This is a genomic window from Novosphingobium sp. PhB165, assembly GCF_004341845.1.
Taxonomy (GTDB): Bacteria; Pseudomonadota; Alphaproteobacteria; order Sphingomonadales; family Sphingomonadaceae; genus Novosphingobium.
Genome location: NZ_SLVB01000006.1, coordinates 92,881 through 116,397 on the forward strand (window position 1 = coordinate 92,881; position 23,517 = coordinate 116,397).

Consider the following 23,517-nt stretch of genomic DNA (forward strand, 5'->3'; position numbering starts at 1 on the left):
GTTACGTCAATGCTTTCTCTATGCGCCGTAGCGCTTCTTCGAGCCGCGCGTCGTCTGCGGCGAAACTGATGCGGAAGCCGTCGCGGCCGCCGAAGGCCGAAGCCGGGACCAGCGCCACGCCGTGTTCCAGCAAATGCAGCGCCAGCTTCATGTCGTCGCCGCCGAAGCGGTCCATCAGCGGCGAAGCGTCGATCATGCAGTAGAAGGCGCCATCGGGCGTGGGTGTCGACAGACCGGGAATCGCGTTGATCGCCGCGACGACCTTATCACGCCGAACTCGGAAACGCTCGCGCCAGTCGGCCAGAAAATCCTGCGGTCCCGCGAAAGCGGCAACGGCGGCGGCCTGGCTGATCGAGCAGGGATTGCCCGAGGAATGCGACTGGAGCTTTTCCATCGCCTTGATCAGCCATTGTGGCCCGGCGGCGACGCCGATGCGGAAGCCGGTCATCGCGTGACTCTTGGACACGCCGGAGACCGTCAGGATGCGGTCGGCAAGGTCCGGGCAGAGGTTGGCGAGCGTCGCGTGCGGGCGGCCGGTATAGTTGATCGGCGCGTAGATATCGTCGGACAGCACCATCACGCGCGGGTGGCGGCGCAGCACTTCGCCGATGCCGCGCAGCATGTCCTCAGGATAGTAGGCGCCGGTCGGGTTGCCGGGGCTGTTGAGCAGCACCCAGAGCGTGCGCGGGCCGATCTGCGCTTCCAGATCTGCGGGCGTGAAGCGGAAGTTGTCCTTGGCGGCGGTCAGCAGTGGCACGACCTTGCCGCCCGCGAAGCGAATGATCTCGGGGTAGCTGACCCACCACGGCGAGGGTACGATCACTTCGTCGCCTTCGCTTACCGTCGCCAGCATGGCGTGGAAGATCGCCTGCTTGCCGCCCGCGCTCACCGTCACTTGCGAAGTCGGAACCTCGATGCCGAGATCGCGGGCGAAGTGCAGCGCGGCGGCCTGCTTGAGCTGCGATGTGCCGCCGACCGCCGTGTAGCGGGTCTGCCCGCCGTCGAGCGCGGCCTTGGCGGCTTCGATCACGTGCGGGGGCGTCGGGAAATCGGGCTCGCCGACCGAGAGCGAGATCACGTCGATCCCGGATTCGCGCAGTTCGATGGCGCGGTCGGTCATCGCGGTCGTCCCGGACGGGGCGATGCGGGAAAGGGCAGCGGATGTATGCATCAGGCGGGCAGCATCACTTGAGGAGTTGGGCAGGCATAAGGCCGCGCAGAGAATTGCCGATCAGGAAGCCATCGGCGAGATCGTCCAGCGTTAGCTCCGCTTCGACAGCACGGCCCTGCTCGATCAGCGAGCGGCGTAGCACGCCGGGCAGCAGGCCCAGCGCGATGGGCGGCGTCAGCAGCATGCCTTCGCGCTCCACGAAAACGCTGGTGAAGCTGCCTTCGGTGATGAGCCCGTCATCGCGCAGGAACAACACTTCCTGCGCGCCGGCGGCCTTCGCCACGGCAAGGCCCGCTTCGTAAAAGCCGCGGTCGCTGGTCTTGTGGCGCAGCCGCCAATCGCCGCTGTCGACCGGCAGCGGCAGCACGCCGACCACCATGGGTTCGGCGCGCGAGGCCGGAATTTCCGCCAGTTCGAGCGCGTAGGCCCCCGTGCGCGAGGCGACGAGACGCAGCTTCGCGGGTGCATCGGCATCGAAGCAGAGCGCCTGGATAGCGTTGCGCACGGCGTGGCGATCGAAGCTGAAGCCCAGCGTCTCGGCGCTGGTGCGGACCCGCTCAAGATGCAGTTCGAGCAGCGGGATGCCCTGTTCGGGCGTAAAACGCATCGTTTCGATCAGGTCGAAACTGGCGGGCGAGGTTACCCCTGCCGAATCTCGCACGAAACCCCCTTTGACCAGGCATTCCCGCCATTCGGGAAGCGCTTGTGAATCCGCGACCACCGCCGAACCGACACCCAGAACCGCGCGTCCTGTCGTCACGTTGCCAGCCGCCCCATCGCCGCCTGTCGGGCGCCCCGTCAGCCGTAAAGTGCGGATTGCCACATTGAACGCGGCATCGCCAGAGGGTTCGATGAAACCGATTGAACCGCAATAGGGCCCGCGCGCGTCGCGCTCGACTTCGGCGATCAGTTCCATCGCCCGGATTTTCGGGGCGCCGGTGATCGAACCGCAGGGGAACAGCGCCCGCAGCAAGTCCACCGCGCCCTTGTCCGGCATGAGGCGCGCGCGGACGGTCGAGACCATCTGGTGTACCGTGGGATAGCTCTCGATCGCGAAAGGCGCTTTCACGTCCACGCTGCCGGCCTCGGCCACGCGCGACAGGTCGTTGCGCATGAGGTCGAGGATCATGAGGTTTTCGGCCCGATCCTTGGGGCTGGCGGCCAGTTCCTCGCGCAGGCGGGCGTCCTCCTCCGCGTCGCGGCCGCGCGGGCGGGTGCCTTTCATCGGGCGGACGGTGACCGTGCCGCTGTCGAGCGCGAAGAACAGTTCGGGCGAGAAACTCAGCAACCATTCGCTGCCGTCGCAGATCACCGCGCCATAGCCGGCAGCGGCGGCCGGGCGGATCGCGGCGTAGAGCGCCAGCGGATCGCCGTGCCAGGGCCCGGCGAGTGGGTAGGTCAGGTTGACCTGATAGATGTCGCCTGCCTCGATGGCGGCATGGACCGCGTCGAAAGCGCGCGTGTAGTCCCCGATCGAGACGTCCGGTTCAAGCGGGCCGATGCCGACGGGCCCCGGTGTGGCCTGCCGGGCAAGCCACTGCGGAACCTCAGCGGCGGGGATCGTTTCGAAATCCTTGAACGCGGCGAACCAGACCAACGGCCCTTCCACCTTACGCAGGCCGGAAAGCCGGGGTTCGAGCGCCAGTCCCGCTTCGTAGGCGAGGTAGCCGGCAAGGTGGAAGCCCTCGGCCACCAGTGCCTCGATCCGGGCGAGTGCGGGCTGCACTTCGCTCTCGGTGCGGGCCACGACGATTTCCACCGGATCGCGGTAGATCCGCGCATCGGCGGCGTCTTCGTGGCGCGCGTCATCAAGGAGTATGAATGGTTTGGGCATGTTCGCGTTGCTGCCTTTAGCGCCCGATGCCCGGCGGCACCAGTCCGCTGCGCAGGCCCGGCCTACTCGAAACATTGGCTGAAACATTGCCTCCGGGCGATCAAGTCCGTGCCCGGGCAGAATCCCTCTCGCCCTTGCCCAAGCTGCGCACTATCACCTTCGAAGGGCGCAAGGAGGCATGAATGGACGAGATTTTCCTGGGACTCGGCTCCAACGGTGAACGGCAAGTCCTCCAGCTGAGCCGCGCCAACCGCCACGGCCTTGTCGCCGGGGCGACCGGCACCGGCAAGACAGTCACGCTCCAGACCATCGCCGAACAGTTCTCCGCCGCCGGGGTCCCGGTTTTCCTTGCCGACGTGAAGGGCGATCTCTCGGGCATTTCCATGTCGGGTAGCCCGCAGTTCAAGAATGCCGCCGTGCTGGAAGCGCGGGCCAGGGAAATCGGCATGACCGAATATGCCTATTCCGACAATCCGGCGATTTTCTGGGACATTTACGGTGAGCAGGGCCATCCCGTCCGCACCACGATCTCGGAGATGGGGCCGCTGCTGCTGTCCCGGCTGATGGACCTCAACGATACGCAGGAAGGCGTGCTCAACGTCGTTTTTCGCTATGCCGACGAGCAGGGCCTGCTGCTGCTGGACCTTGCCGATTTGCAGGCCATGCTGGCCTATGCGGCCGAGAATGCGGCCGCGCTTTCGGCCAAGTACGGCAATATCACCAAGGCCAGCGTCGGTACCATCCAGCGCCAGCTTCTCACGCTCGACAGCCAGGGCGCGGCGCAGTTCTTTGGCGAACCGGCGCTGGAAATCGCCGATTTCATCCGCTGCGACGATAAGGGGCGCGGCTACATCAACGTGCTCGCGGCCGACAAGCTGATGCGCAGCCCCAAGCTTTACGCCACGTTCCTGCTGTGGCTGCTGTCCGAGCTGTTCGAGGTGCTGCCCGAGGTCGGCGATCCGGAGAAGCCCAAGCTCGTGTTCTTCTTCGACGAGGCCCACCTGCTGTTCGACGATGCGCCCAAGGCGCTTCAGGACAAAGTCGAGCAGGTCGTCCGTCTTGTCCGTTCGAAGGGTGTGGGCGTCTACTTCATCTCGCAGAATCCCATCGATATTCCCGAGCAGATCGCGGGCCAGCTCGGCAACCGCGTGCAGCATGCGCTGCGGGCTTTCACCCCCCGCGACCAGAAGGCGATCAAGGCGGCGGCGGACACCTTCCGCATCAATCCGGCGCTCAATGTCGCTGAAGTGATTACCGAACTGAAGGTCGGCGAGGCGCTCGTCTCCACGCTCGATGGCGAGGGCGCGCCGACGATCGTCCAGCGCACGCTGATCGCGCCGCCGCGTTCGCGGCTGGGGCCGGTCGAGCCCAAGGAGCGGGCGATCATCCAGTCGATCAGCCCCTATGTGGGCAAGTACGACACCCCGGTAAACCGCGAAAGTGCGGAGGAAGTGCTGGCCGCCAAGGCTGCCGACGCCGCCGCCACCGCGCAGGAAGTGGCGGATAAGGGCGCGGCCGAGGTCGGCAAGCAGGAACGCAAGAGCCCCAGCCTGTGGGACGGGCTGGGCGGCAAGGTTGCCAAGGCAGCGGCGGGCGCGGCGGCGGCGAGCGCCGGTTCGATCCTCGCGCAGTCGATGCAGGGCCGGAAAAGCCGCGCGAATCCCCAGGCTTCGGCTGCCAGCGCGGCGGCCGGGACAGTGGGCGATGCCTTTGGAAAAGCGATCGGTTTTCCGGGGCTTGGCCGCTTCGCGCGCAACCTTATCGGCGGCTTGATGCGCTGACTTGATGCGGATTATCGGTTGTCTGGTCCTGTTTCTGGCGCTGCTTTCGGCGCCGGGCGGGGCTTTGGCACAAGTGGCGGAAAAGGAGGCCGCTCCGGTCGTCGCACAGGAAAAGCCGGACCTTCCCTTCGGCCGTCTGGGCGATTCGGTCCGGCCGCTGGCCTACCGGTTGGACCTGACCGTAGACCCCGCGAAACCGCGCTTTTCGGGCCATGTCGAGATCGACGTGAACATGACCCGAAGTGCACCTAAAGTGTTCCTGCACGGACGCGACCTCGATGTGGCGAAAGTCGAGGCCCATGTCGGCGGCCAGACGCTGGTCGGCCAATGGCGGCAGCTCGATTCCAACGGCCTTGCCCAGGTCCTGTTCGACCGGGACCTGCCCGCCGGACCCGTCACCCTCGCTTTCGATTACACGGCGGCCTTCGGACAAGGCCCTTCCGGCCTGTTCCGCGTCGAAGTGGAGGGCGCCTGGTATGCCTGGAGCCAGTTCCAGTCGATCGACGCGCGCGCGGCCTTTCCCGGTTTCGATCAGCCCGGCTTCAAGACTCCCTTCGCCGTCACCTTGCGCACCCCGCCTGGGCTCGTCGCGATCAGCAACGGGCCCGAGATCGGCACGCCTGCTGTCGAGGGCGGGCTTGCCGTCCACCGCTTCGCGCCGGTGCCGCCGCTGCCGACTTATCTCGTTGCCGTCATGGTCGGGCCTTTCGCGGTGCTTTCGGGCGAAGTTCCGCCCACCCCGCAGCGCGCCGAGCCGCTGCCGCTGCGCATCGTCTCCACCCGCCAGAATGCCGACCGGCTTGCCTTTGCGCTGGAGGGCAGCAAGCGCATCGTCACCCAGTTGGAAAGCTACTTCGGCGAGCGCTTCCCGTTCCCCAAGCTGGACCAGATCACCAGCCCGATCCTGCCCGGCGCCATGGAAAATGCTGGGGCCGACCTCTACCGCGACGACATTCTGGTGATGGACGCCAATGCGCCGGTCCAGCAGCAGCGCCAGTTCGGCATGATCGTCGGCCATGAGCTGGGCCACCAGTGGTTCGGAGACCTCGTCACGCCCGACTGGTGGGACGATCTTTGGCTCAACGAGAGCTTTGCCAACTGGATCGGCTACCGTTCCGGGCAGGAGTGGCGGCCCGATCTCGGCATCGCCGGGGACGCGCTCGGCGTGGGCTATCAAGCCATGGATATCGATGGGCTGCTGGCCGGCCGCCCGATCCGCCAGCCGATCGAGACCAGCGACCAGATCGATTCGGCCTTCGATTCGATCACGTATGGCAAGGGCGGCCGGGTGGTGGGCATGATCGCCGACTGGCTGGGCGAGGATCGCTTCCGCGAAGGCGTGCGTCGCTACATCGCCGCGCATCGGCAGGGCACCGCCACCAGCGCCGACTTCTTCGCGGCGCTGGCCGAAGTGGCGGGCGACCCACGGCTGGTCCCGGCCATGCGCAGCTTCGTTGAGCAGCAGGGCGTCCCGCTCCTGGCGATGAAACAGCAGGGGGACCGCGTGGCGATCACCCAGCTGCGCTACACCACCGCCGGGATCGCCCCGCCCGAGGGCCGCTGGATCATCCCGATCTGCCTGCGCCGGGCTGGGGCGGAACGTATGTGCACGATCATGGACCGGCCGACCCAGACGTTCGTGGTGCCGGGCAACGGCCCGGTCTTCCCGAATGCCGGCGGGGCCGGATATTACCGCTTCGAACTGACCGGCCAGCACTGGCAATCGCTGATCGCCGGGGCCGGCAGCCTGCCCGCTGGAGAGGCGCTGGCGCTGGTCGATTCGCTCGATGCCTCGATCCGGGCGGGGCGCGGCAATGTGGGCGAGATGGCCCAGCTTGCGCATGCGCTGATCCGCCATCCCGATCCGCACGCCGCCGATGCGCCGTTCGAGGCGCTCTCGGGCTATGTGATGCAGGGCCTTGTCAGCGCGCGCGGGCGGCAGGGCTTCAACGTCGTGCGTGAGCGGCTCTATGTGCCGCTGCTCAAGGAATTCGGCTTCGATCCGCGCGCGGGCGTCTATGCCGGAGAAGCGCCGGCGCACAGCCAGCGACGCGTGCAGGTGGTCGAGGCATTGCTCGCGACCAGCCGCGGCGGCAAGCTTCGCGACCAGTTGGCGCAAGCGATGGAAGCTTATCTCGGCGGCGATAGCGCCGCGCTCGACCCGGCGTGGATGGATCACGCGCTCGATGTCTACCTGTTCCAGCAAGGCGCCCCGGCCGCGCGGACGCTGGTGGAGAAAGCGCTGACCTCCGAAGACCCGGTGTTCCGGCCTGCCGCGCTGGCGGCGGCGGCGCGGACGGGCGATACCAAGCTGGCGGCATGGCTGCTCGATCTTCAGGACCCGCGCCTGCGCGAGGGCGAGCGGCTGAGCTTCCTCGACGGCGTGATGGCCCGCAGCGCCACGCGCGACATCGGTTACCAGTGGGCGGTGACGCATCTGGACGACCTTGTCACCGCGAGCGGGGGCCAGTTCTTCGCGACGCGCCTGCCGCAGATGCTGGGACGCTACTGCTCGGTCGACAAGGCGGCGCAGATCACGCGCGATTTCGGGCCGAGTCTGGCGGGCACGCCGGGCGCGCTGGAACTCGCGCGGGCGAGCGAGCGGGTGCGCAACTGCGGATTGCTGGACGACCTTGTGGGCGCGCAGATCGACGGGGATTTCGTGACTATGAAGTAGGGGTGGCGTCTGCTTCTCGTCCTGCCTTCCCCCTAAACCAGCGTCATCCTGAACTTGTTTCAGGATCCATCGCGCCGATCGAACCGCCGTCTGAACGGAGAAATGGATCCTGAAACAAGTTCAGGATGACGGGGAGTGGGCGGTGGGAGCCATCGGGCTCAGAACTGCAATTCCGCGCAGTTCCTTCGGCGTTTCGGCGTACGTCCGATCCCGCTCAGGCTGAGCTTGTCGAAGCCCTCATGCGCGGCGGATGAGAAGAAGATCGGGATCCCCGCCTTCACGGGGACGACGGGGGGATAGAAAGGCTTTGGGCGGACTGGAAACCGGCCTTCGGCCTCACCCCACCGGCAGTTCCAGCTTTGCTCGCAGGCCCTGCACGGTACCGTCCGCCGCGAGCCGGTTCGACAGGGTCAGCGCGCCGCCGTGCTGTTCGGCAATGGCGCGGGCGAGGGCGAGGCCGAGGCCGGCGCCGCCGGTGGCGCTGTTGCGCGACGGGTCGCCGCGCGTGAAGGGGTTCATCATCGCCTCGATCGAATCCTCGGCGATGCCCGGGCCGTCGTCGTCGATCACGATCACGGCGTGGCGGCCCTCGCGCGAATCCTCGCGGGTTAGTGAAACGCGGGCGCGCTCGCCGTAGCGCAGGGCATTGCCGATCAGGTTGCGCAGCGCGCGGCGGATCCACGTCGGGCGCAGTTCCAGCGCCACGCGCTCGGTCTCGCCCACTTCGACCGGCTCGCCCATGTCCTCGTACTCCTCGATCACCGAGAAGATCAGCGCGGACAGTTCGGTGCGTTCGCGCGGGTCGCTCGGGCGGCCGACGCGGGCGAGCGAAAGGATGTCGTCGAGCGTGCGGACGATGTCCTCGATGGTCGTGGCCATGCGGCCGCGTTCGACGTCGTCGGTCACCGATTCGATGCGCACGCGCAGCGCCGCCAGCGGGGTCTTGAGATCGTGGCCGATGGCGCCGAGCATCACGTCCTTCTCGTCGAGCAGGGCGGCGATGCGCGATTCCATGGCGTTGTGCGCCACGATCAGGCGCTGCATGTCCTCGGGCCCCGAGGGCGGAAGCTGGCCATCAAGGTCCTGCGTTTCCGCGAAGCGTTCGAGGCGGCGGGTCAGCGCGGCGAGCGGGCGGGTGATGCGCCGCAGGATCAGCGCCACCGCCGCCATCAGCACGATGTAGATGCTGATCGTCTGGATCAGGATCGGCCCCAGCAGCACGTTTTCGGGGCGCGGCGCGCGCACGCGGGCGACGATCCAGCTGCCCTCGTCGCTGGTGCGCACGCCCACGACCATGAGGTTGGAGCGCATCAGGCCCGATGTCTCGTCGTGCGAGAGGCCGTAGCTGGCGGCACGGCGCAGCAGGCCGCGCCGGGCATAGCGGTCGCTCCCGGCCGCCCGGTGGACGACGACGACTTCGCGGACGGCGAAGTCCTGCTCGGCCAGGATTTTCGCGAGATCGGCTTCGGCTTCGGCATCGCGGGCCTCGCCGGGCATGGCGGGCGAGCTGGTGCTGTATTCGAGGTGGTAACCCTTGGGCGGCGGGCCGGAGAGCGGCCCCGGCGTGTCGTTCGGGCGGCCGTTCTGGTGCCGGACGAGCCCGCGCGGGCCGCGCGTTTCCATGATCAGCCGGAACACGGCGGCATTGAGCATGCCTGCCTCATAGCCCTCGCGCTGGGCGCGGTAGACGAGGAAGGCGCCCAGTCCCTGCACCAGCAGCAGCGCTGCCGCCACGGCGAGCAGCATTTGGCCCATCAGGCTGTGGGGGCGCGGCAGGCGCAAGCGGTTCAAGGTCATTTCCGGGCGAAAAGGGAAAAAGCGGTCATCGGTTCGGGCTCAATCCGCCGGCACGGCCATGCGGCGGACATCGGCGGCCAGCATGTAGCCGCCGCCCCAGACCGTCTGGATCAGCTGCGGATTGCGCGAATCAACCTCGATCTTGCGGCGCAGGCGGCTGACCTGATTGTCCACCGCGCGGTCGAACAGATGCGCCTCGCGGCCCTGCACCATGTCGAGCAGGCGGTCGCGGTTGAGCACCTGGCGGGGGTGTTCGAGGAAGGCCATGAGCAGGCGGAATTCGACCGAGGAGATCACCACGACGGCGCCTTCGGTATCGGTCAGGCGGCGCTTGAGCGGATCGAGCTGCCAGCCTTCGAAGGCGAAGACCTCGTTCTCCGGCGCGGGCGCGGCGGTGCGGGCGGCGCGGCGCAGGACGCTGCGGATGCGGGCGACCAGTTCGCGCGGCTCGAAGGGTTTCACCACGTAGTCGTCGGCGCCGATTTCGAGGCCGACGATGCGGTCGGTCGCCTCGCCGCGCGCGGTGAGGAAGATCACCGGCACGTCCTGCGCCTCCACAAGGTGGCGGCAGAGCGACAGGCCGTCCTCGCCGGGCATCATGATGTCGAGCAGGACGAGATCGGGCTTTTCGTCGCGGAGCAGGCTGCGGGCCTCCGCCGCGCTGCGGGCCTGACTGACGGCAAACCCCTGGCGCGAGAGGTACTCGGCCAGGGGCTCACGAAGCGCCGCCTCGTCGTCAACGAGCAGCAGGCGGGCGGGCGCGGTATCGTTCATCTGCATCCAGTCACGGATTTAGCCGGTCAATTGCCCGGCGTGGTGGCCGGAGCCGGGGCTGAAGGAGCGGGGCGGTTGCCTCCACGATGCCAGTCCGGGTGCTGGGCCCGCATCTGCTGGCGCGCGGCCTGCCGCTCTTCGCGGGTGACCTGACCGTCCTTGTTGGTGTCCATCTTGTCGAAGCGGTTCATGGCGGCGGCCACGAATTCGGCCTTGGTCACGGAGCCGTCCTTGTTGGCGCCGGCCATGCCGGCCATGTCACCGCGCCCGCCGAAACCGCCGGGGCCGCGGTCGCCGCCCGGTCCGCGCCCGCCGTGATCGCCGGGGCCACGCTTGCCCGGGCCCCAGTTACCGGGGGCACCGTTTCCGGGCCCCCGATCGGCCATGAATTCGGCCTTCGAGATCGAGCCGTCACCATTGGTGTCGAGGCGCTTGAACTGCTCTTCGCGCATTTGCGCGCGGCGGGCGTCGCGGTCGGCCTGATCGATCTTGCCGTCCTTGTTGACGTCGAGCCGGGCGAACGCCGCTTCGGCAGCGGCCTGCGCTTCGGCGCGGGTGACGGTGCCGTCGCCATTGGCGTCGGCCTTGAAATCGTGTCCGGGGCGACCGGCACTCTGGGGCGTCTGGGCAACGGCCACGCCGCTGATCGTCAGCGCGGCGGCGGAGAGGCCGATGGCAAGCTTGGTCAGGCGATTCGTCATATCGGTTCTCGTCTGTTCCCGTCAGGAATACGGCGCGAAAATACAGCGAAAGCCGCGGGGCGGGGGAAGGGAGGGGAAGAACTGCCCCGCAGCTTTCAGCCTTGTTTTTTAAGCCTCGCTTGTCGCGCAGTTGTGCCGGTCCGCCCGATTATTGTCGTTAATTGTCACAAGTCTGGCACCGGGTTCATGCGGACGCAAGGAAACAGAGGCCACTCCCCCAAATCCGGCCATGGCCGGATTCAAACAGACTCTCAGCGCGGCCGGTTCTCGGTGCCCATCCCGGCCGTCACGAACAGCGCGCTGGCAGGGGCGGAGATGTCAGCGGTGTGCCACGCTCCGGGAGGATTGATCGCATATTGCCCGGCGGAGATCGTGACGGTCCGCTTGTCGCCGTCCGCCAGTTCCTGATGGAGCGTGATCGTCCCGGTCAGGCAGACCACCAGCTCGTCGCCCGCAGGGTGCATTTCCCACGAGGTCCAGCTTTCGGTGAATTCGTACATCGAGACGAGCCGTCCCTCGGCGCCGTCGGCCTCGGTGCGGGCCGCGTAGTCGGCGTACCATTCCATGCCGGTGAAGGCAGGTTGCGCCTCGGCACGGGCACCGAGGCCAAGGTGGACGGGATAGGTTTCGAGGCTGAGGGCCCCGGTTTGCGGCGACTCGTCGGTCATGTGGCGCGCTCCTTCCGGCAATGCGCTTGCCGGAAGGAGGCTACTGCCGTGAATGCTCCGCTACAAGCTCAGAGCGGGGCGCACTGCTCTTCGAGCCAGGCCAAAGTCGCTGCATCGTCCGCGCCCGCAAGCTGCGGGGCGATCACGTCGCGCACGCGGGCGTGGTAGGCGTTCCACCACGCGGTTTCCTCGGACGAGAGCAGCGCGGTGTCGACAAGGCGGCGCTCGATCGGCGCAAGCGTCAGCGTCTCGAAGCCGTAGTACTCGCCGTCCGCACCCGCGAATTCGCGCGTTTCGACCAGCACCAGGTTCTCGATGCGGATGCCGTATTCGCCGGCCTTGTAATAGCCCGGCTCGTCGCTGAGGATCATGCCGGGGATCAGTTCCTGCGCGGTGCCGGCCTGACCGCCCGCCGCCTTGGCGATGCGCTGCGGGCCTTCGTGGACCGAGAGGAAGCTGCCGACGCCGTGGCCGGTGCCATGGGCATAGTCGAGCCCGACCGACCACAGGAACTGGCGCGCCAGCACGTCGAGCTGGCTGCCGTTGGTGCCCTTGGGGAAGACCGCGCGGTCGATGGCGATATTGCCCTTGAGTACGCGGGTGAAGCGGTCCTTCACTTCGGCGAGAGGTTCGCCGGTGCCGATCCACACGGTGCGGGTGATGTCGGTGGTGCCGCAGGGATACTGGCCGCCCGAATCGACGAGGTAGACGCTCTCCGGCTCCAGCGTCAGGCTCGATTCCTCGGTGACGCGGTAGTGCGGGCTGGCGCCGTTCGGCCCCGCAGCGGAGATCGTGTCGAACGAGAGATCGCGCAAGTCGCCGCAGCGCTGGCGGAATTCGAGCAGCTTGGCGGCCGCGCTCATCTCGGTGATCTCGCCCTTCGGCCCTTCGACCGCGAGCCAGTGGAGGAAGCGTGCCACGGCCACGCCGTCGATCGCCTGCGCCTCGCGCTGGCCCTGCTGCTCGACCGCGTTCTTCACGGCCTTGGGCAGGATCGTCGGATCGCGTTCCTCGATCACGGTGGCGCCCGCCTTGCGCAGCGTCTCGAAGATCGCGGCCACGGCATTGTCGGGATCGACCGCGACGCGCTTGCCGGAAAGCTTCTCCAGCCCGGCGATGAAGGCATCGCGCGGCAGCACCGTCACCGCATTGCCGAGATGGCGGCGCAGTTCGGGCGTGACCTTCTCGTCGGCGATGTAGAGATCGGCGGTGCCGTTTGCGTGCGCGACGACGTAGGACAGCGCTACCGGCGTGTGATCCACGTCGGTGCCGCGAATGTTGAGCAGCCATGCCACCGAATCGAGCGCGGAGATGACCGTGGCGTCGAGCCCGCGCGCGGTGAGCCATTCGGACACTTCGGCGCGCTTGGCCTTGCTCGACCGGCCGGCAAGGCCGTCGTCATGGACAATCGCGGGCGCGGGCGAGGGCAGCGGCTGGTCCTGCCACACTGCGTCGATCGGATTGCCGTTCACGGGGACGAGCGTGGCGCCCTTCGCGGCGAGCGCGGCCTGCGCGGCTTCGGCCCACTTCGAGCCGTGGAGCCAGGCGTCGTAGCCGATCTTCGCACCCTTGGGGGCATGCTCGCCCAGCCAGCGCGCGGGGCTGGTTTGTGGCACGCTTTCATAGGCATAGAACTTGCCGTCGACCTGTTCGCGCACTTGCAGCGTGTAGCGGCCGTCGACGAACATCGCGGCGCTCGGAGAGAGCCGCGAATCGGTCAGCACCACGGCGGTCCCGGCGGAGCCGCCGAAGCCGGTGAGCCAGGCGAGCCGCTGCGCATAGGCGCCGACATATTCGCTCATGTGCTCGTCGCTGATCGGAATCACGAAGCCATCGAGGCCGCGCGACTTGAGTTCCTGGCGCAGGGCATCGAGCCGCGCCTCATGGGTATTCATCAACATGGATTCGGTATCCGGCTTGCGGGGGTCATGGGGCCAACATAGGGCCCGTGCTGCGGAAGGGAAAGCATCGGGGCTGGCAATTGCTGCGCAGAAAGTGGGCACGAACACGTGGTGAAATGCCTGCATCCACTCCTTCGTCGTCCCCGCGAAGGCGGGGACCCCGCTTTCTTGGCGGGCGTGGCGAGAAGGAAGCGGGGCCCCCGCGACGGGATTGGTTTGGGAGGCTGGGTGGTTGATGGCGGCCAAGGCTCCGTTATCGACAAGCGCGACACTTTCCCTTTCGCGAGGCAGGCCCTAGATCGTGCCCATGGCAGATTCCACCCAGACCCTTGCAGGTCCTCCACAGGCGGCGAAGAAGCCGCAGAGCTTCACCCGTCACGGCGTGACCGTCGAGGACGATTACGCATGGCTGCGCGATGCCGGCTATCCGGAAGTCACCGACAAGGAAGTGCTCGCGCATCTTGAGGCCGAGAACCAGTGGTTCGAAGGCCGCATGGCCGGCCAGCAGGGCAAGATCGACGCGCTGTTCAAGGAAATGCGCGCGCGGATCAAGGAAGCCGACAAGTCGGTGCCGCAGAAGGACGGCGATTACCTCTACTGGATCGAGTTCGAGGAAGCCGCCGAGTACAAGAAGTGGTGGCGCCGGCCGGTCGGCGCCAGGGATGACGGTTCCGCCGACGAGCTGATCCTTGACGAAGTGGCGCTGGCCGAGGGCAAGGACTACTTCAACCTTGGCGCCATCTCCACCAGTGCCAACGGCAAGCTGCTGGCCTATTCGGTGGACGACAACGGCTCCGAGCGCTTCACCGTCCATATCAAGGACCTTGTCACCGGCGAACTGCTGGCGGACGAGATTCCGGGCACGCTGTCCGCGCTCGTCTGGGTCGCGGACGACAAGGGCCTCGTCTACTCGCTCGCCAACGAGCAGTGGCGCACCGACAATGCCCGCCTGCACTGGCTGGGCCAGCCGCTGGAAAGCGATGTCGAGCTGTACCACGAGGATGACGAGGGCTTCCGCGTCGGCTCCTCGCTCTCGGCCAACGAGAAGTGGCTGCTGATCGGCAGCAGCGATCACGAAACCAGCGAAACCCGCCTCGTGTCCGCCGCCGATCCGCTGGGCGAACAGATCCTCGTCAAGCCGCGCCGGAAGGGTGTGGAGTACGATGTCGATGAGCGCGAGGGCGTGCTCTACATCCACACCAACGACACGCACGAGAACTTCCGCCTTGCCACCGCGCCGCTCGCCAATCCCGGCGAATGGACCACGCTGATCGAAGGCACCGACGCGTTCTACCTGACCGGCACCGACCTGTTCCGCGACTTCTACGTGGTCGAGGGCCGCAAGACGGTGGGGGCCGGGGCCGGGCTCGACCGGATCGAGGTGCGTTACTACGACGATCCCGCCCGCGTGGAGCCGATCTCGTTCCCCGAGGCGAGCTATTCGGCCGGTCTCGCCAACAATCCCGAATGGCATGTGACGACGCTGCGTCTGACCTACGAATCGATGGTCAGCCCCTCGACGGTCTATGATTATGACGTGGCCGCGCGCACGTTGGACGTGCTCAAGGTGCAGGAAATCCCCTCGGGCTACGACGCCGCGCTCTATGCTACCGAACGGCTGGAGATCGTCGCGCGCGATGGTACGCCGGTGCCGGTTTCGGTGGTCTATCGCCGCGATCGCGTCGGGGCCGGGCCGCTGCATCTCTACGGTTACGGCGCTTACGGCATCTCCATCGATCCGGGCTTCTCGACCACGCGGCTCAGCCTTGTCGATCGCGGCTTCGCTTATGCCATCGCGCATATCCGGGGCGGCGACGACATGGGCCGGGCCTGGTACAAGGCGGGCAAGCTCGAAAAGCGCACCAATACGTTCAATGACTTCGTGGACGTGGCCAAGGGCCTTGTCGAACGCGGCTTTACTGCGCCGGGCAAGATCTCGATCTCCGGCGGATCGGCGGGCGGCGAGCTGATGGGCGCGGTGATCAACTCCGATCCCGATCTGTTCGGCGCGGTAGTGGCGCATGTGCCCTTCGTGGACGTGCTCAACACGATGCTCGACGATACCCTGCCGCTGACTCCGGGCGAGTGGCCGGAGTGGGGCAATCCGATCGAGGACAAGGCCGCTTTCGAGCTGATCCTCAGCTATTCGCCTTACGATCAGGTCAAGGCGCAGGCCTATCCGCCGCTGATGGTGACGGCGGGCCTTAACGACCCGCGCGTGACCTATTGGGAACCGGCCAAGTGGGTGGCGAAGCTGCGTGAGGTGAAGACCGACCGCAACGAGCTGATCCTCAAGACCAACATGGGCGCGGGCCACGGCGGCAAGTCCGGCCGCTTCGAAAGCCTGAAGGAAACGGCGGAGGAATTCGCCTTCATCCTCTGGCAGCTTGGCATCGAAGGCTGAGGGCGCCTTGAGCGACCGGTTCTCGACCACCTTTACGGCGCGGGCCCATGACATCGACGTCATGGGCCACGTCAACAATGCGGTCTGGGTGCAGTGGATGGAGGCCATCGCCGTCGCCCACTGGGAGGCCGATGCCACGCCCGAGCAGGTCGAACGCTACGTCTGGGTCGTGACCCGGCACGAGATCGACTATCGCGGCAATATCGCCGAGGGTGAGACGGTCACGGCGGAGACTTTCATTCCCGAAGGGCCCACCGGCGCGCGGTTCGACCGGCGTGTCGAGTTTCGCAACGGTGCCGGCAAGGTGATCGTTGCGGCGAAAACGACCTGGGCGATGATCGACAGGCAAACCGGGCGGATCATGCGCGTCCCGCCGGAAGTCGCCGTGCGCTTCAGTGCAGGTTGACGACCGTGGGATCCGGGGCCGGCTCGGGATCTGACGCAAGCGAAGCAGGCGCCGCGAACGTGGTGCTCTCGGTGCGGTTCCGCCCGGCCGCCTTGGCTTCGTAAAGCAGGCGGTCGCAAGTGCGGTAAAGATCGGTGAAGCGCATCGGCGGCGCGGCGGTGACCATGCCCATGCTGGCGGTGACCGGCCGGTCCAGCATCGGCACTTCGGCAGCGATCCGGGTCGGGATCGCCTGCCGCCGCCGCTCCGCCCGCTCGGCCCCGTTGCGGCCGCGCAGCAGCAGCAGGAATTCCTCGCCGCCGAGACGGACCGCCACGGTATCCTCGTCGGGCATCAGTGCGACCGCCACCGCGCGCAGCACGGTATCGCCGGTGGCATGGCCGCGCGTGTCGTTGATCTGCTTGAAATGGTCGAGGTCCAGCACCGCCATGGTATCGAACCCGTCGAGCACGAGGCGGGTATAGCGCTCCTCGAACCCGCGACGGTTGTAGAGCCCGGTCAGCGGATCGCGCTCGGCCAGGCTTTCGAGGATGCGGGCCTGGGTGATGGCGCGGTCGCGCTGGTCCTTGATCGCCATGAAGCGGTCCGCCGCGCCCAGCGTGGTGACGAGCACTTCGAACGCGATGGAGAAGTGCTGGATGCCCATCAGCCCCATCGGCGTATTGGTCGCGCCCAGCATAGAGGTGATGCGCACCACGCCCATCGTCATAAGCGGCGCCCAGCCGACGATCTGGAACCAGACCGTGCGGCTGCCGCGCAAGGCCGCCGTCGCCATCGTCCAGCCGAGCAGGAAGATGAAGGGCAGGAACGAGGCGTAGTAGACCGTGGCGACGCTGGGCAGCAGCACGCCGCTGGCGACATTGTAGTAGACCGCCCAGAACAGCACCCAGGGGATCGTCGCCGTCAGCAGCATTTTCTGCCGCTTGCCCAGCATGCCGGGTTCCAGCAGGTTGTCGAAGAAGCGGGCGCCGCCGATGATAATCAGGCTCCAGCTCAGCGAGGACAACAGGCAGAGCTGGTTGAGCGACAGCGACGCGAAGCGGTTGACGATGCCGCTGGCGACCGCCGTCTGAAGCAGCATCGCGAAGACGCCGAGCGCGTGCCACAGCGCGAAAGGCTGGCGCAGCACGCGGTAGATCGCGAAATTGAGCGCCAGCGGCATGAACATCAGGCCGCAGAGCGCGGCCAGCACCAGTTCGTCCCGGCTCACCGCCGCCTCGCTGGGGGGCGGCATGATCCGCGCGTCGGAGAGCAGGCCCTTGTGGCGCGGGCCGGTCACTTCAAGGACATAGGCGGCCACCGGCTTGTGGCTCGCGCCGGAAAGGCGGGGAAGCGGCATGCGCATCGTCCACGAGGTGGAGGAGAAGCTGAGGTCCTCGGGCCGGATCTCACGCGTGACGCTACTGCCGTCGGTGCCGATCACGGTCAGCCGCATGGCGGCGAATCGGGTGAGGCGCGTGATCAGCACTTCGCCGGGGACCGGGGTGCTGCCCGCCATGTCGAGCCGCACGAAACTGGCCTGGCTGCCGTCTATCGGCCAGGCGCTGCGCCGGCAGTCCCACCGCGCGGGATCGCGGGCCAGCGCGGCTCCGGACGCGGATTCCGGGGCCAGTGTGGTGCAGACCGAGCCGGGGGCGAAAGTGGTGCCGCCAGAAACCCCGGCAGACGCGTCGGCTGGAGCAGCGACCGCAAGCAGCGCGAAGATCGCCGCCGCCAAGCCGATGAGAAAGTGCCGTGCCCGCCAGAACATATTCGCCCTGTAGAGCACGGCGCTCAAAATGTGGTTAACAGGTAGGCAAAAATTACCCGAGCAGACTTGCTGTGGGCACATATTCGTAGCCGAGTTCGCTGGCCACGGCTTCGAAGGTGACTTTGCCGGCATGGACGTTCAGGCCCTCGGCAAGGTGCGGATCGGCCTTGAGTGCGGCCTTCCAGCCAAGGTTGGCGATCGCCAGCGCATGCGGCAGCGTTACGTTGTTCAGCGCGTAAGTGCTGGTGCGGGCCACCGCGCCGGGCATGTTGGCGACGCAGTAGTGAACGATCCCGTCCACCACGAACGTAGGCTCGGCATGGGTGGTGGGGTGGCTGGTCTCGAAGCAGCCGCCCTGGTCGATGGCCACGTCCACCAGCACCGCGCCGGGCTTCATGGTGGAGAGCATCGCGCGCGATACCAGCTTGGGCGCGGCGGCGCCCGGGATCAGCACCGCGCCGATCACCAGATCCGCATCGGCCACGCTCTCGGCCAAGTTGGCGGTGCTGGAGAAGCGCGTCTTGGCGCGTGCTTCGAAGTAGATGCCCAGACGTTCGAGCACGTCGGGGCTGCGGTCCAGAATGGTCACGTCGGCGCCGAGGCCGACCGCCATCTGCGCGGCATTGAAGCCGACCACGCCGCCGCCGATCACCGCGACTTTGCCCGGCATCACGCCCGGCACGCCGCCCAACAGCACGCCGCGCCCGCCGTGGGCCTTCTCCAGCGCGGTCGCACCCGCCTGGATCGACATGCGGCCCGCCACCTGGCTCATCGGCTTGAGCAGCGGCAACTGGCCGCCGGGGCCGGTCACCGTCTCATAGGCGATGGCGGTGACGCCGGACTTCACGAGGTCCGCCGTCTGCTCCGGATCGGGCGCGAGGTGCAGGTAGGTATAGAGGATCTGGCCTTCGCGCAGCATGGCGCGCTCGGCGGCCTGCGGCTCCTTGACCTTCACGATCATCTCGCAGCCTTCGAAGACCTCGCGGGCCGTGGCGACGAGCTTCGCACCCTGCCGGGCATAGGCCTCATCGCTGGCGCCGATGCCAAGGCCGGCGCCCTGTTCGACCCAGACCTCGTGGCCATGGGCGACCAGTTCGCACACGCTCTCCGGCGTGAGGCCGACGCGATATTCGTGATTCTTGATTTCCCGGACGGTACCGACGCGCATGATTTCGACTCCGCAAAACTTTCCTGCCGACCGAAATACACCCGCCTCCGCGCAAAGTTTCACCGAATTGGGCTTTGCTTCAAGCGAGAACAGGAATATTTCCCTCTCTTGAAACAAACGACAAGAGATTTTCCCATGGACCGGGCAGACCGCGCACTCCTTGAAGCGTTGCAGGCTGACTCCTCCCGCTCGATCGCGGATCTGGCCGTGCTGGTGAATCTCTCGTCCTCCGCCTGCCACCGCCGGATCCGGGTGCTGGAGGAGCAGGGGATGATCCTTGGCTATGCGGCACGCGTCGATCCCCGGCGGCTGGGGCTCTCGGTGGAAGTCTTCGTGGAGATCACGCTGACCAGCCAGAGCCGGGAAGCCATGGAACGCTTCGAACGCGCGGTGGGCGATTTCGACGACATCCTCGAATGCCACCTGATGTCGGGCGCGGCGGATTACCAGCTACGCGTGGCGGCCGTGGATCTCGATCATTACGACCGGATCCACCGCAATTGTCTGGCGCGGTTGCCGGGGGTTTCGTCGATGCGGACGAGCTTTTCGCTGCGGCGGATCAAGCGGTTCGAGGGGTATGCAGTGCCTTGAGGCTGGTTCCTCCCCTTACGCAGGGGAGGAACCCGCCTAGCGCATCGCCTCAATGCGCATCCCGCAGATCCTGCGTGATGATCCGATCCCGTGCCGCGCGGATATCGCCCGTTTCGTACTGGATCGACAGCCGTTCCTTGTCGCTGGCGCGGTACATGCTTTCGGCATTGTCGATCTGCTCGCCCGATAGGCCGAGGTCTTCCAGAGCCTCGCGCGCCATCAAGACGGCCGATTCCATCACTTCGCGCACCATGAAGGTGACCGGGGCATCCATCAGCCGGATCATCGTGCGCCGGTCGAAGACGCGGGCCATGATGCGGGCATTGGGGAACGCCTCGTGCACGCCCAGCAGGAAGCTTTCGGTAAGCTGGTCGCCATCAATGCAGAACACCAGCATCTGCGCCTCGCCCGCGCCCGCCTGCCGCAGCAGGTCGATACGCGTGCCGTCACCGAACCAGACTTTGGCGCCGAAGCCGCTGGCCACGTCGATCATCTCGATATCGGTATCGATCAGAGTGACGGCGATCTCGGCGGCGATCAGCACTTGCGCCACGGTCTGCCCGAAGCGGCCATAGCCGACGACGAGCGTGCTGGCGCCGTCCAGGCGCGGGCCTTCGCGGGTTTCCTTGCTGGTAGGCATCTCGCGGATGCGCGCGGTGGCCATCATCAGGAACGGGGTGGTGACCATCGAAAGCGTGATGATCGCGCTGAACAGGCTGGCGGCGCTGGGGTCGATCAGCCACGCATCCTTGGCCTGCGCGAAGAGCACGAAGCCGAATTCACCGCCCTGGCTGAGCAGGAGGCCCAGTGCCAGCGCGCTGCGCCAGTTCATCCGGAAGGCCAGAGCGATCAGGAAGATCACTCCGCTCTTCACCGCGATCAGCGCCAAGGCCATGGTGGCGACGAACAGCGGCCTTTCGGCGATGGCGGAAAGGTCCAGCATCATGCCCACGGACATGAAGAATAGGCCCAGTAGCAGCGTGCGGAACGGCTCGACATCGGCCTCCAGCTCGTGGCGGTAGGGCGTATCGGCCAGCATGACGCCGGCGACGAAAGCGCCCAGCGCGGTCGAGAGGCCCAGCGCCTGCATCAGCGCGGCCGAGGCGATCACCGTGAACAGCGCGGCGAAGACGAACATCTCGCGCTCGCCCAGATTGCCGATCAGGCGGAACAGCGGGCGGATCACGAAGCGTCCGGCGGCGATCAGTCCGGCGATGGCCGCCAGCGTGATGAGTGCCAGTTCCCAGCCCGGCGTGCCCGCGGGCAGGTTCGGGTTGCGGTTCATGGCCGCCGTGATCGTGATCAGCGGGATGATCGAGAGGTCCTGGAACAGCAGGATCGCGAAGGACCGCTCACCGAAGGGCGTATGCAGGCGGCCCTGGCTTTGCAGCAGCGGCAGCACCTGCGCAGTGGAGGACAGGCCCAGCGGCAGGCCCAGCGCCAGCGAGGCCGCGACACTGAAGCCGGTGCAGAAATAGATCACCGCCGAGATCGCCAGCCCGCAGAGCGCCACTTGCAGCAGGCCGAGCCCGAAGATCTCGTTCCGCAGCCGCCAGAGCCGCCGGGGCGCGAGTTCGAGGCCGACGATGAACAGCAGGAACGTGATGCCCAGTTCGGCGATGCCCAGCTTGTTCTCGGGATCGCCGACCAGATTGAGGATGAAAGGCCCAAGGACAGCGCCCGCCAGCAGGTAACCCAGCGTGGCACCCAGGCCGAGGCGGCGGAACAGCAGGACGAAGGCAAGCGCGGTGCCGAGCAGCAGAAAGCCGTCGCGCAGCAGGAATGCCTGGGAATGATCTTGCATCGGGTCCTTTCGGGGGCAGGCACGCTGTATCGGCAATGGGGGGGCACGGCGTGATCCGGCCCGGCCGCAGGTTAGGGGTTTCCGCCGCAAATACCAAGGCTGGCTTCGCGGCCGTCGCCGCTCGTATGTCCCTGCTTGACCTTGCGCGGCAATCCCGCTTTTCGTCGGGAATCAAGACTGCCGGGCCGAACGAAGGGCCATCGAGCGGTCGGGCGCATTCAAAGGGGCATATCCGATGCGAGCACTTCTACTGGCCGGGGCCGCCATGGCTCTGGTGACGGCACCGCTGTCCACGGCGGGCGCACAGTCCGGCGAGGCTCAGGCCTCGGCACAGATCGACAAGGTCATCGACGAGGGGCTGAGCCACAGTCAGGCGATGGCGAGTGCCTCCGAACTGATGGACGGCATCGGCCCGCGCCTCACCCATTCGGAGAACATCGAGCGCGCGCGGGACTGGGCCGTGGCCAAGTTCGCCGCTTATGGCCTCTCCAACGTCCACAAGGAGCCTTACCGCTTCGGCATGGGCTGGAACCTCGATTCGTGGTCGGCAGCGATGGTTTCGCCGCGTCCTCTGGTGATGCGGGCGATCCCCGTGGCGTGGTCTCCCGCCACCGCCGGCACGCTGCGCGCGCCGGTGATCCTCGCGCCGATGACGCGCAAGGAGAACTTCGACGCATGGCGCGGCAAGCTGGCGGGCAAGATCGTCATGGTCAGTCTGCCCGGAACCGGCAGCGAGCCCGACAAGCCTGCCTTCCGCCGCCTTGAGGCCGGCGATATCGCCAAGAACGACCACTTCGACCTGCCGACGGGTGAGGACGAGGATGACGCCCGCTTCATCAAGCGCGTGATGTTCGCGGGCGAACTGTCGGAATTCCTCAAGTCCGAAGGCGCGGTGGGCATGGTGCGCATGAGCGTGCGCGATGGCGGGCTGGTCCACGGCGAAGGCTATAACCTGGCGCCCGATCACGGGCTGGCGCTGCCCTTCATGGAGCTGGCGGCCGAGGACTATCGCCGTCTCGCAAGGCTGGAAGTGACCGGCCAAGGGACCGGGACGGCACCCACGATGGAAATGGCGATCGCCGCGCGGTTCGACCGCAGCAACCTCGACGATGCCAACGTGATCGCCGACATTCCCGGCCGCGATCCCAAGGCGGGCTACGTCATGGCGGGTGGCCACTTCGATAGCTGGATCGCCGGTGACGGCGCCAGCGACAACGGCGCGGGTACTGTCGTGGTGATGGAGGCGGCGCGTATCCTGGCCAAGATGCCCAAGCCCCGCCGCACCATCCGCTTCGCGCTGTGGACAGGCGAGGAGCAGGGCCTGCTCGGCTCGATCGCCTATATCGAACAGCACATGGCGACGCGCGGGCTCGATCCCAACGTCCTGGGTCTGGAGCGCATGCAGCGCTGGACCACGGCCTGGCCGATCGCGACCAAGCCCGGCTATTCGGAAATGAAGGCCTATTTCAACCTCGACAACGGCTCGGGCAAGATCCGGGGCATCTATGGCGAGGGCAATATCGCCGCGATCCCGACGCTCCAGAAGTGGCTGAAGCCCTTCGCCTCGATGGGCGCAGACAGCGTCGTCGCCGGGCGGACCGGGGGCACCGATCACCAGTACATGCAGGCGATCGGGCTGCCCGCGTACCAGTTCCTTCAGGATCCGCTCGACTACGGCAGCCGCGTCCACCATTCGAGCATCGACACGGTTGATCACATGAAGGCCGACGATATCCGTCAGGCGGCGACGATCATGGCGGGCATGCTCTGGCAGGCGGCGAATTCGGATACCGAACTGCCCCGTCCGCCGCTGCCGACGCGGCCTAGCAAGCCCGATCCGTTCGTGGTGAAGGATCCCAACGCGCAGTAAGGGGGCTGGGGCTTCCTCCCCTGCAAGGGGAGGTGGCAGTCCGCAGGACTGACGAAGGGGTGTCCGCGCCAGAGTGGATACCCCTTCGCCGCCCATTCAAACTTCGGTCCGACGGGCAATCCCCACGGATAAAAATCCCGTCGCCCCCGCGAAGGCGGGGGCCCCGCTTTTCTTGAGTTCACGCAGAGACGCGGAGGCGCCGAGAGACCGTGCGGTCATC

Annotated in this window: 16 protein-coding genes; 6 read left to right on the plus strand and 10 right to left on the minus strand. The window is 66.9% G+C overall.

Going from position 1 to position 23,517, the window contains the following annotated elements; translation table 11 throughout:
- Window position 1: 1 nt before the first annotated feature.
- The gene (locus EDF56_RS17520; RefSeq protein ID WP_132389825.1) at window positions 2-1,171 is read right to left on the minus strand and encodes a pyridoxal phosphate-dependent aminotransferase; all 1,170 of its coding nucleotides are present in this window, start codon (window positions 1,169-1,171) and stop codon (window positions 2-4) included.
- 13 nt (window positions 1,172-1,184) lie between these two features.
- Window positions 1,185-3,005, minus strand: coding sequence for an aminodeoxychorismate synthase component I (gene pabB / locus EDF56_RS17525; protein WP_132389827.1), 1,821 nt, complete (start codon window positions 3,003-3,005; stop codon window positions 1,185-1,187).
- Window positions 3,006-3,187: 182 nt separating this feature from the next.
- Here pabB and EDF56_RS17530 point away from each other — a divergent pair, with 182 nt between their 5' ends.
- Window positions 3,188-4,786 carry a helicase HerA-like domain-containing protein gene (locus EDF56_RS17530; RefSeq protein ID WP_132389829.1) on the plus strand — a complete coding sequence of 533 codons (1,599 nt, stop codon included), beginning with the start codon at window positions 3,188-3,190 and terminating at the stop codon, window positions 4,784-4,786.
- 4 nt (window positions 4,787-4,790) lie between these two features.
- On the plus strand, window positions 4,791-7,463 hold the full coding sequence (locus EDF56_RS17535) for a M1 family metallopeptidase (protein ID WP_132389831.1): 2,673 nt from the start codon (window positions 4,791-4,793) through the stop codon (window positions 7,461-7,463).
- Between the two features lie 336 nt (window positions 7,464-7,799).
- On the opposite strand, the gene EDF56_RS17540 is transcribed toward EDF56_RS17535, so the two are convergent.
- From EDF56_RS17540 to EDF56_RS17560, 5 genes are all read right to left on the minus strand, one after another.
- Window positions 7,800-9,218, minus strand: a complete 1,419-nt coding sequence (locus tag EDF56_RS17540; protein WP_243652666.1) for an ATP-binding protein — start codon at window positions 9,216-9,218, stop codon at window positions 7,800-7,802.
- 81 nt (window positions 9,219-9,299) lie between these two features.
- Window positions 9,300-10,034: a response regulator gene (locus tag EDF56_RS17545; RefSeq protein WP_132389833.1), complete on the minus strand. Its 735-nt coding sequence runs from the start codon at window positions 10,032-10,034 to the stop codon at window positions 9,300-9,302.
- A gap of 26 nt (window positions 10,035-10,060) precedes the next feature.
- Window positions 10,061-10,735 carry an EF-hand domain-containing protein gene (locus EDF56_RS17550; protein WP_132389835.1) on the minus strand — a complete coding sequence of 225 codons (675 nt, stop codon included), beginning with the start codon at window positions 10,733-10,735 and terminating at the stop codon, window positions 10,061-10,063.
- A gap of 251 nt (window positions 10,736-10,986) precedes the next feature.
- Window positions 10,987-11,403 (minus strand): cupin domain-containing protein, encoded by a 417-nt coding sequence (locus EDF56_RS17555; RefSeq protein WP_132389837.1) that lies wholly within the window; start codon window positions 11,401-11,403, stop codon window positions 10,987-10,989.
- Window positions 11,404-11,471: 68 nt separating this feature from the next.
- Window positions 11,472-13,304: an aminopeptidase P family protein gene (locus tag EDF56_RS17560; RefSeq protein WP_132389839.1), complete on the minus strand. Its 1,833-nt coding sequence runs from the start codon at window positions 13,302-13,304 to the stop codon at window positions 11,472-11,474.
- Between the two features lie 307 nt (window positions 13,305-13,611).
- On the opposite strand from EDF56_RS17560, the gene EDF56_RS17565 reads away from it, so the two are divergent.
- Window positions 13,612-15,708 (plus strand): S9 family peptidase, encoded by a 2,097-nt coding sequence (locus EDF56_RS17565; protein WP_132389841.1) that lies wholly within the window; start codon window positions 13,612-13,614, stop codon window positions 15,706-15,708.
- 7 nt (window positions 15,709-15,715) lie between these two features.
- Window positions 15,716-16,114, plus strand: a complete 399-nt coding sequence (locus EDF56_RS17570; RefSeq protein WP_132389843.1) for a thioesterase family protein — start codon at window positions 15,716-15,718, stop codon at window positions 16,112-16,114.
- Here the strand turns inward: EDF56_RS17570 and EDF56_RS17575 are convergent.
- Entirely contained in the window at window positions 16,101-17,831 is a 1,731-nt protein-coding gene (locus EDF56_RS17575; RefSeq protein WP_165912234.1) for a diguanylate cyclase, read from the minus strand. The genes EDF56_RS17570 and EDF56_RS17575 overlap by 14 nt on opposite strands.
- An 85-nt stretch (window positions 17,832-17,916) precedes the next feature.
- Window positions 17,917-19,032, minus strand: a complete 1,116-nt coding sequence (gene ald / locus EDF56_RS17580; RefSeq protein WP_132389847.1) for an alanine dehydrogenase — start codon at window positions 19,030-19,032, stop codon at window positions 17,917-17,919.
- A 135-nt stretch (window positions 19,033-19,167) separates the two neighbouring features.
- Here ald and EDF56_RS17585 point away from each other — a divergent pair, with 135 nt between their 5' ends.
- The gene (locus EDF56_RS17585) at window positions 19,168-19,623 is read left to right on the plus strand and encodes an Lrp/AsnC family transcriptional regulator (RefSeq protein WP_132389849.1); all 456 of its coding nucleotides are present in this window, start codon (window positions 19,168-19,170) and stop codon (window positions 19,621-19,623) included.
- A gap of 49 nt (window positions 19,624-19,672) precedes the next feature.
- Here the strand turns inward: EDF56_RS17585 and EDF56_RS17590 are convergent, their stop codons facing one another.
- Complete coding sequence (locus tag EDF56_RS17590; RefSeq protein WP_132389851.1) at window positions 19,673-21,427, minus strand: cation:proton antiporter; 1,755 nt, start codon at window positions 21,425-21,427, stop codon at window positions 19,673-19,675.
- A 235-nt stretch (window positions 21,428-21,662) separates the two neighbouring features.
- Here EDF56_RS17590 and EDF56_RS17595 point away from each other — a divergent pair, with 235 nt between their 5' ends.
- Complete coding sequence (locus EDF56_RS17595; RefSeq protein WP_132389853.1) at window positions 21,663-23,297, plus strand: M20/M25/M40 family metallo-hydrolase; 1,635 nt, start codon at window positions 21,663-21,665, stop codon at window positions 23,295-23,297.
- Window positions 23,298-23,517 lie beyond the last annotated feature (220 nt).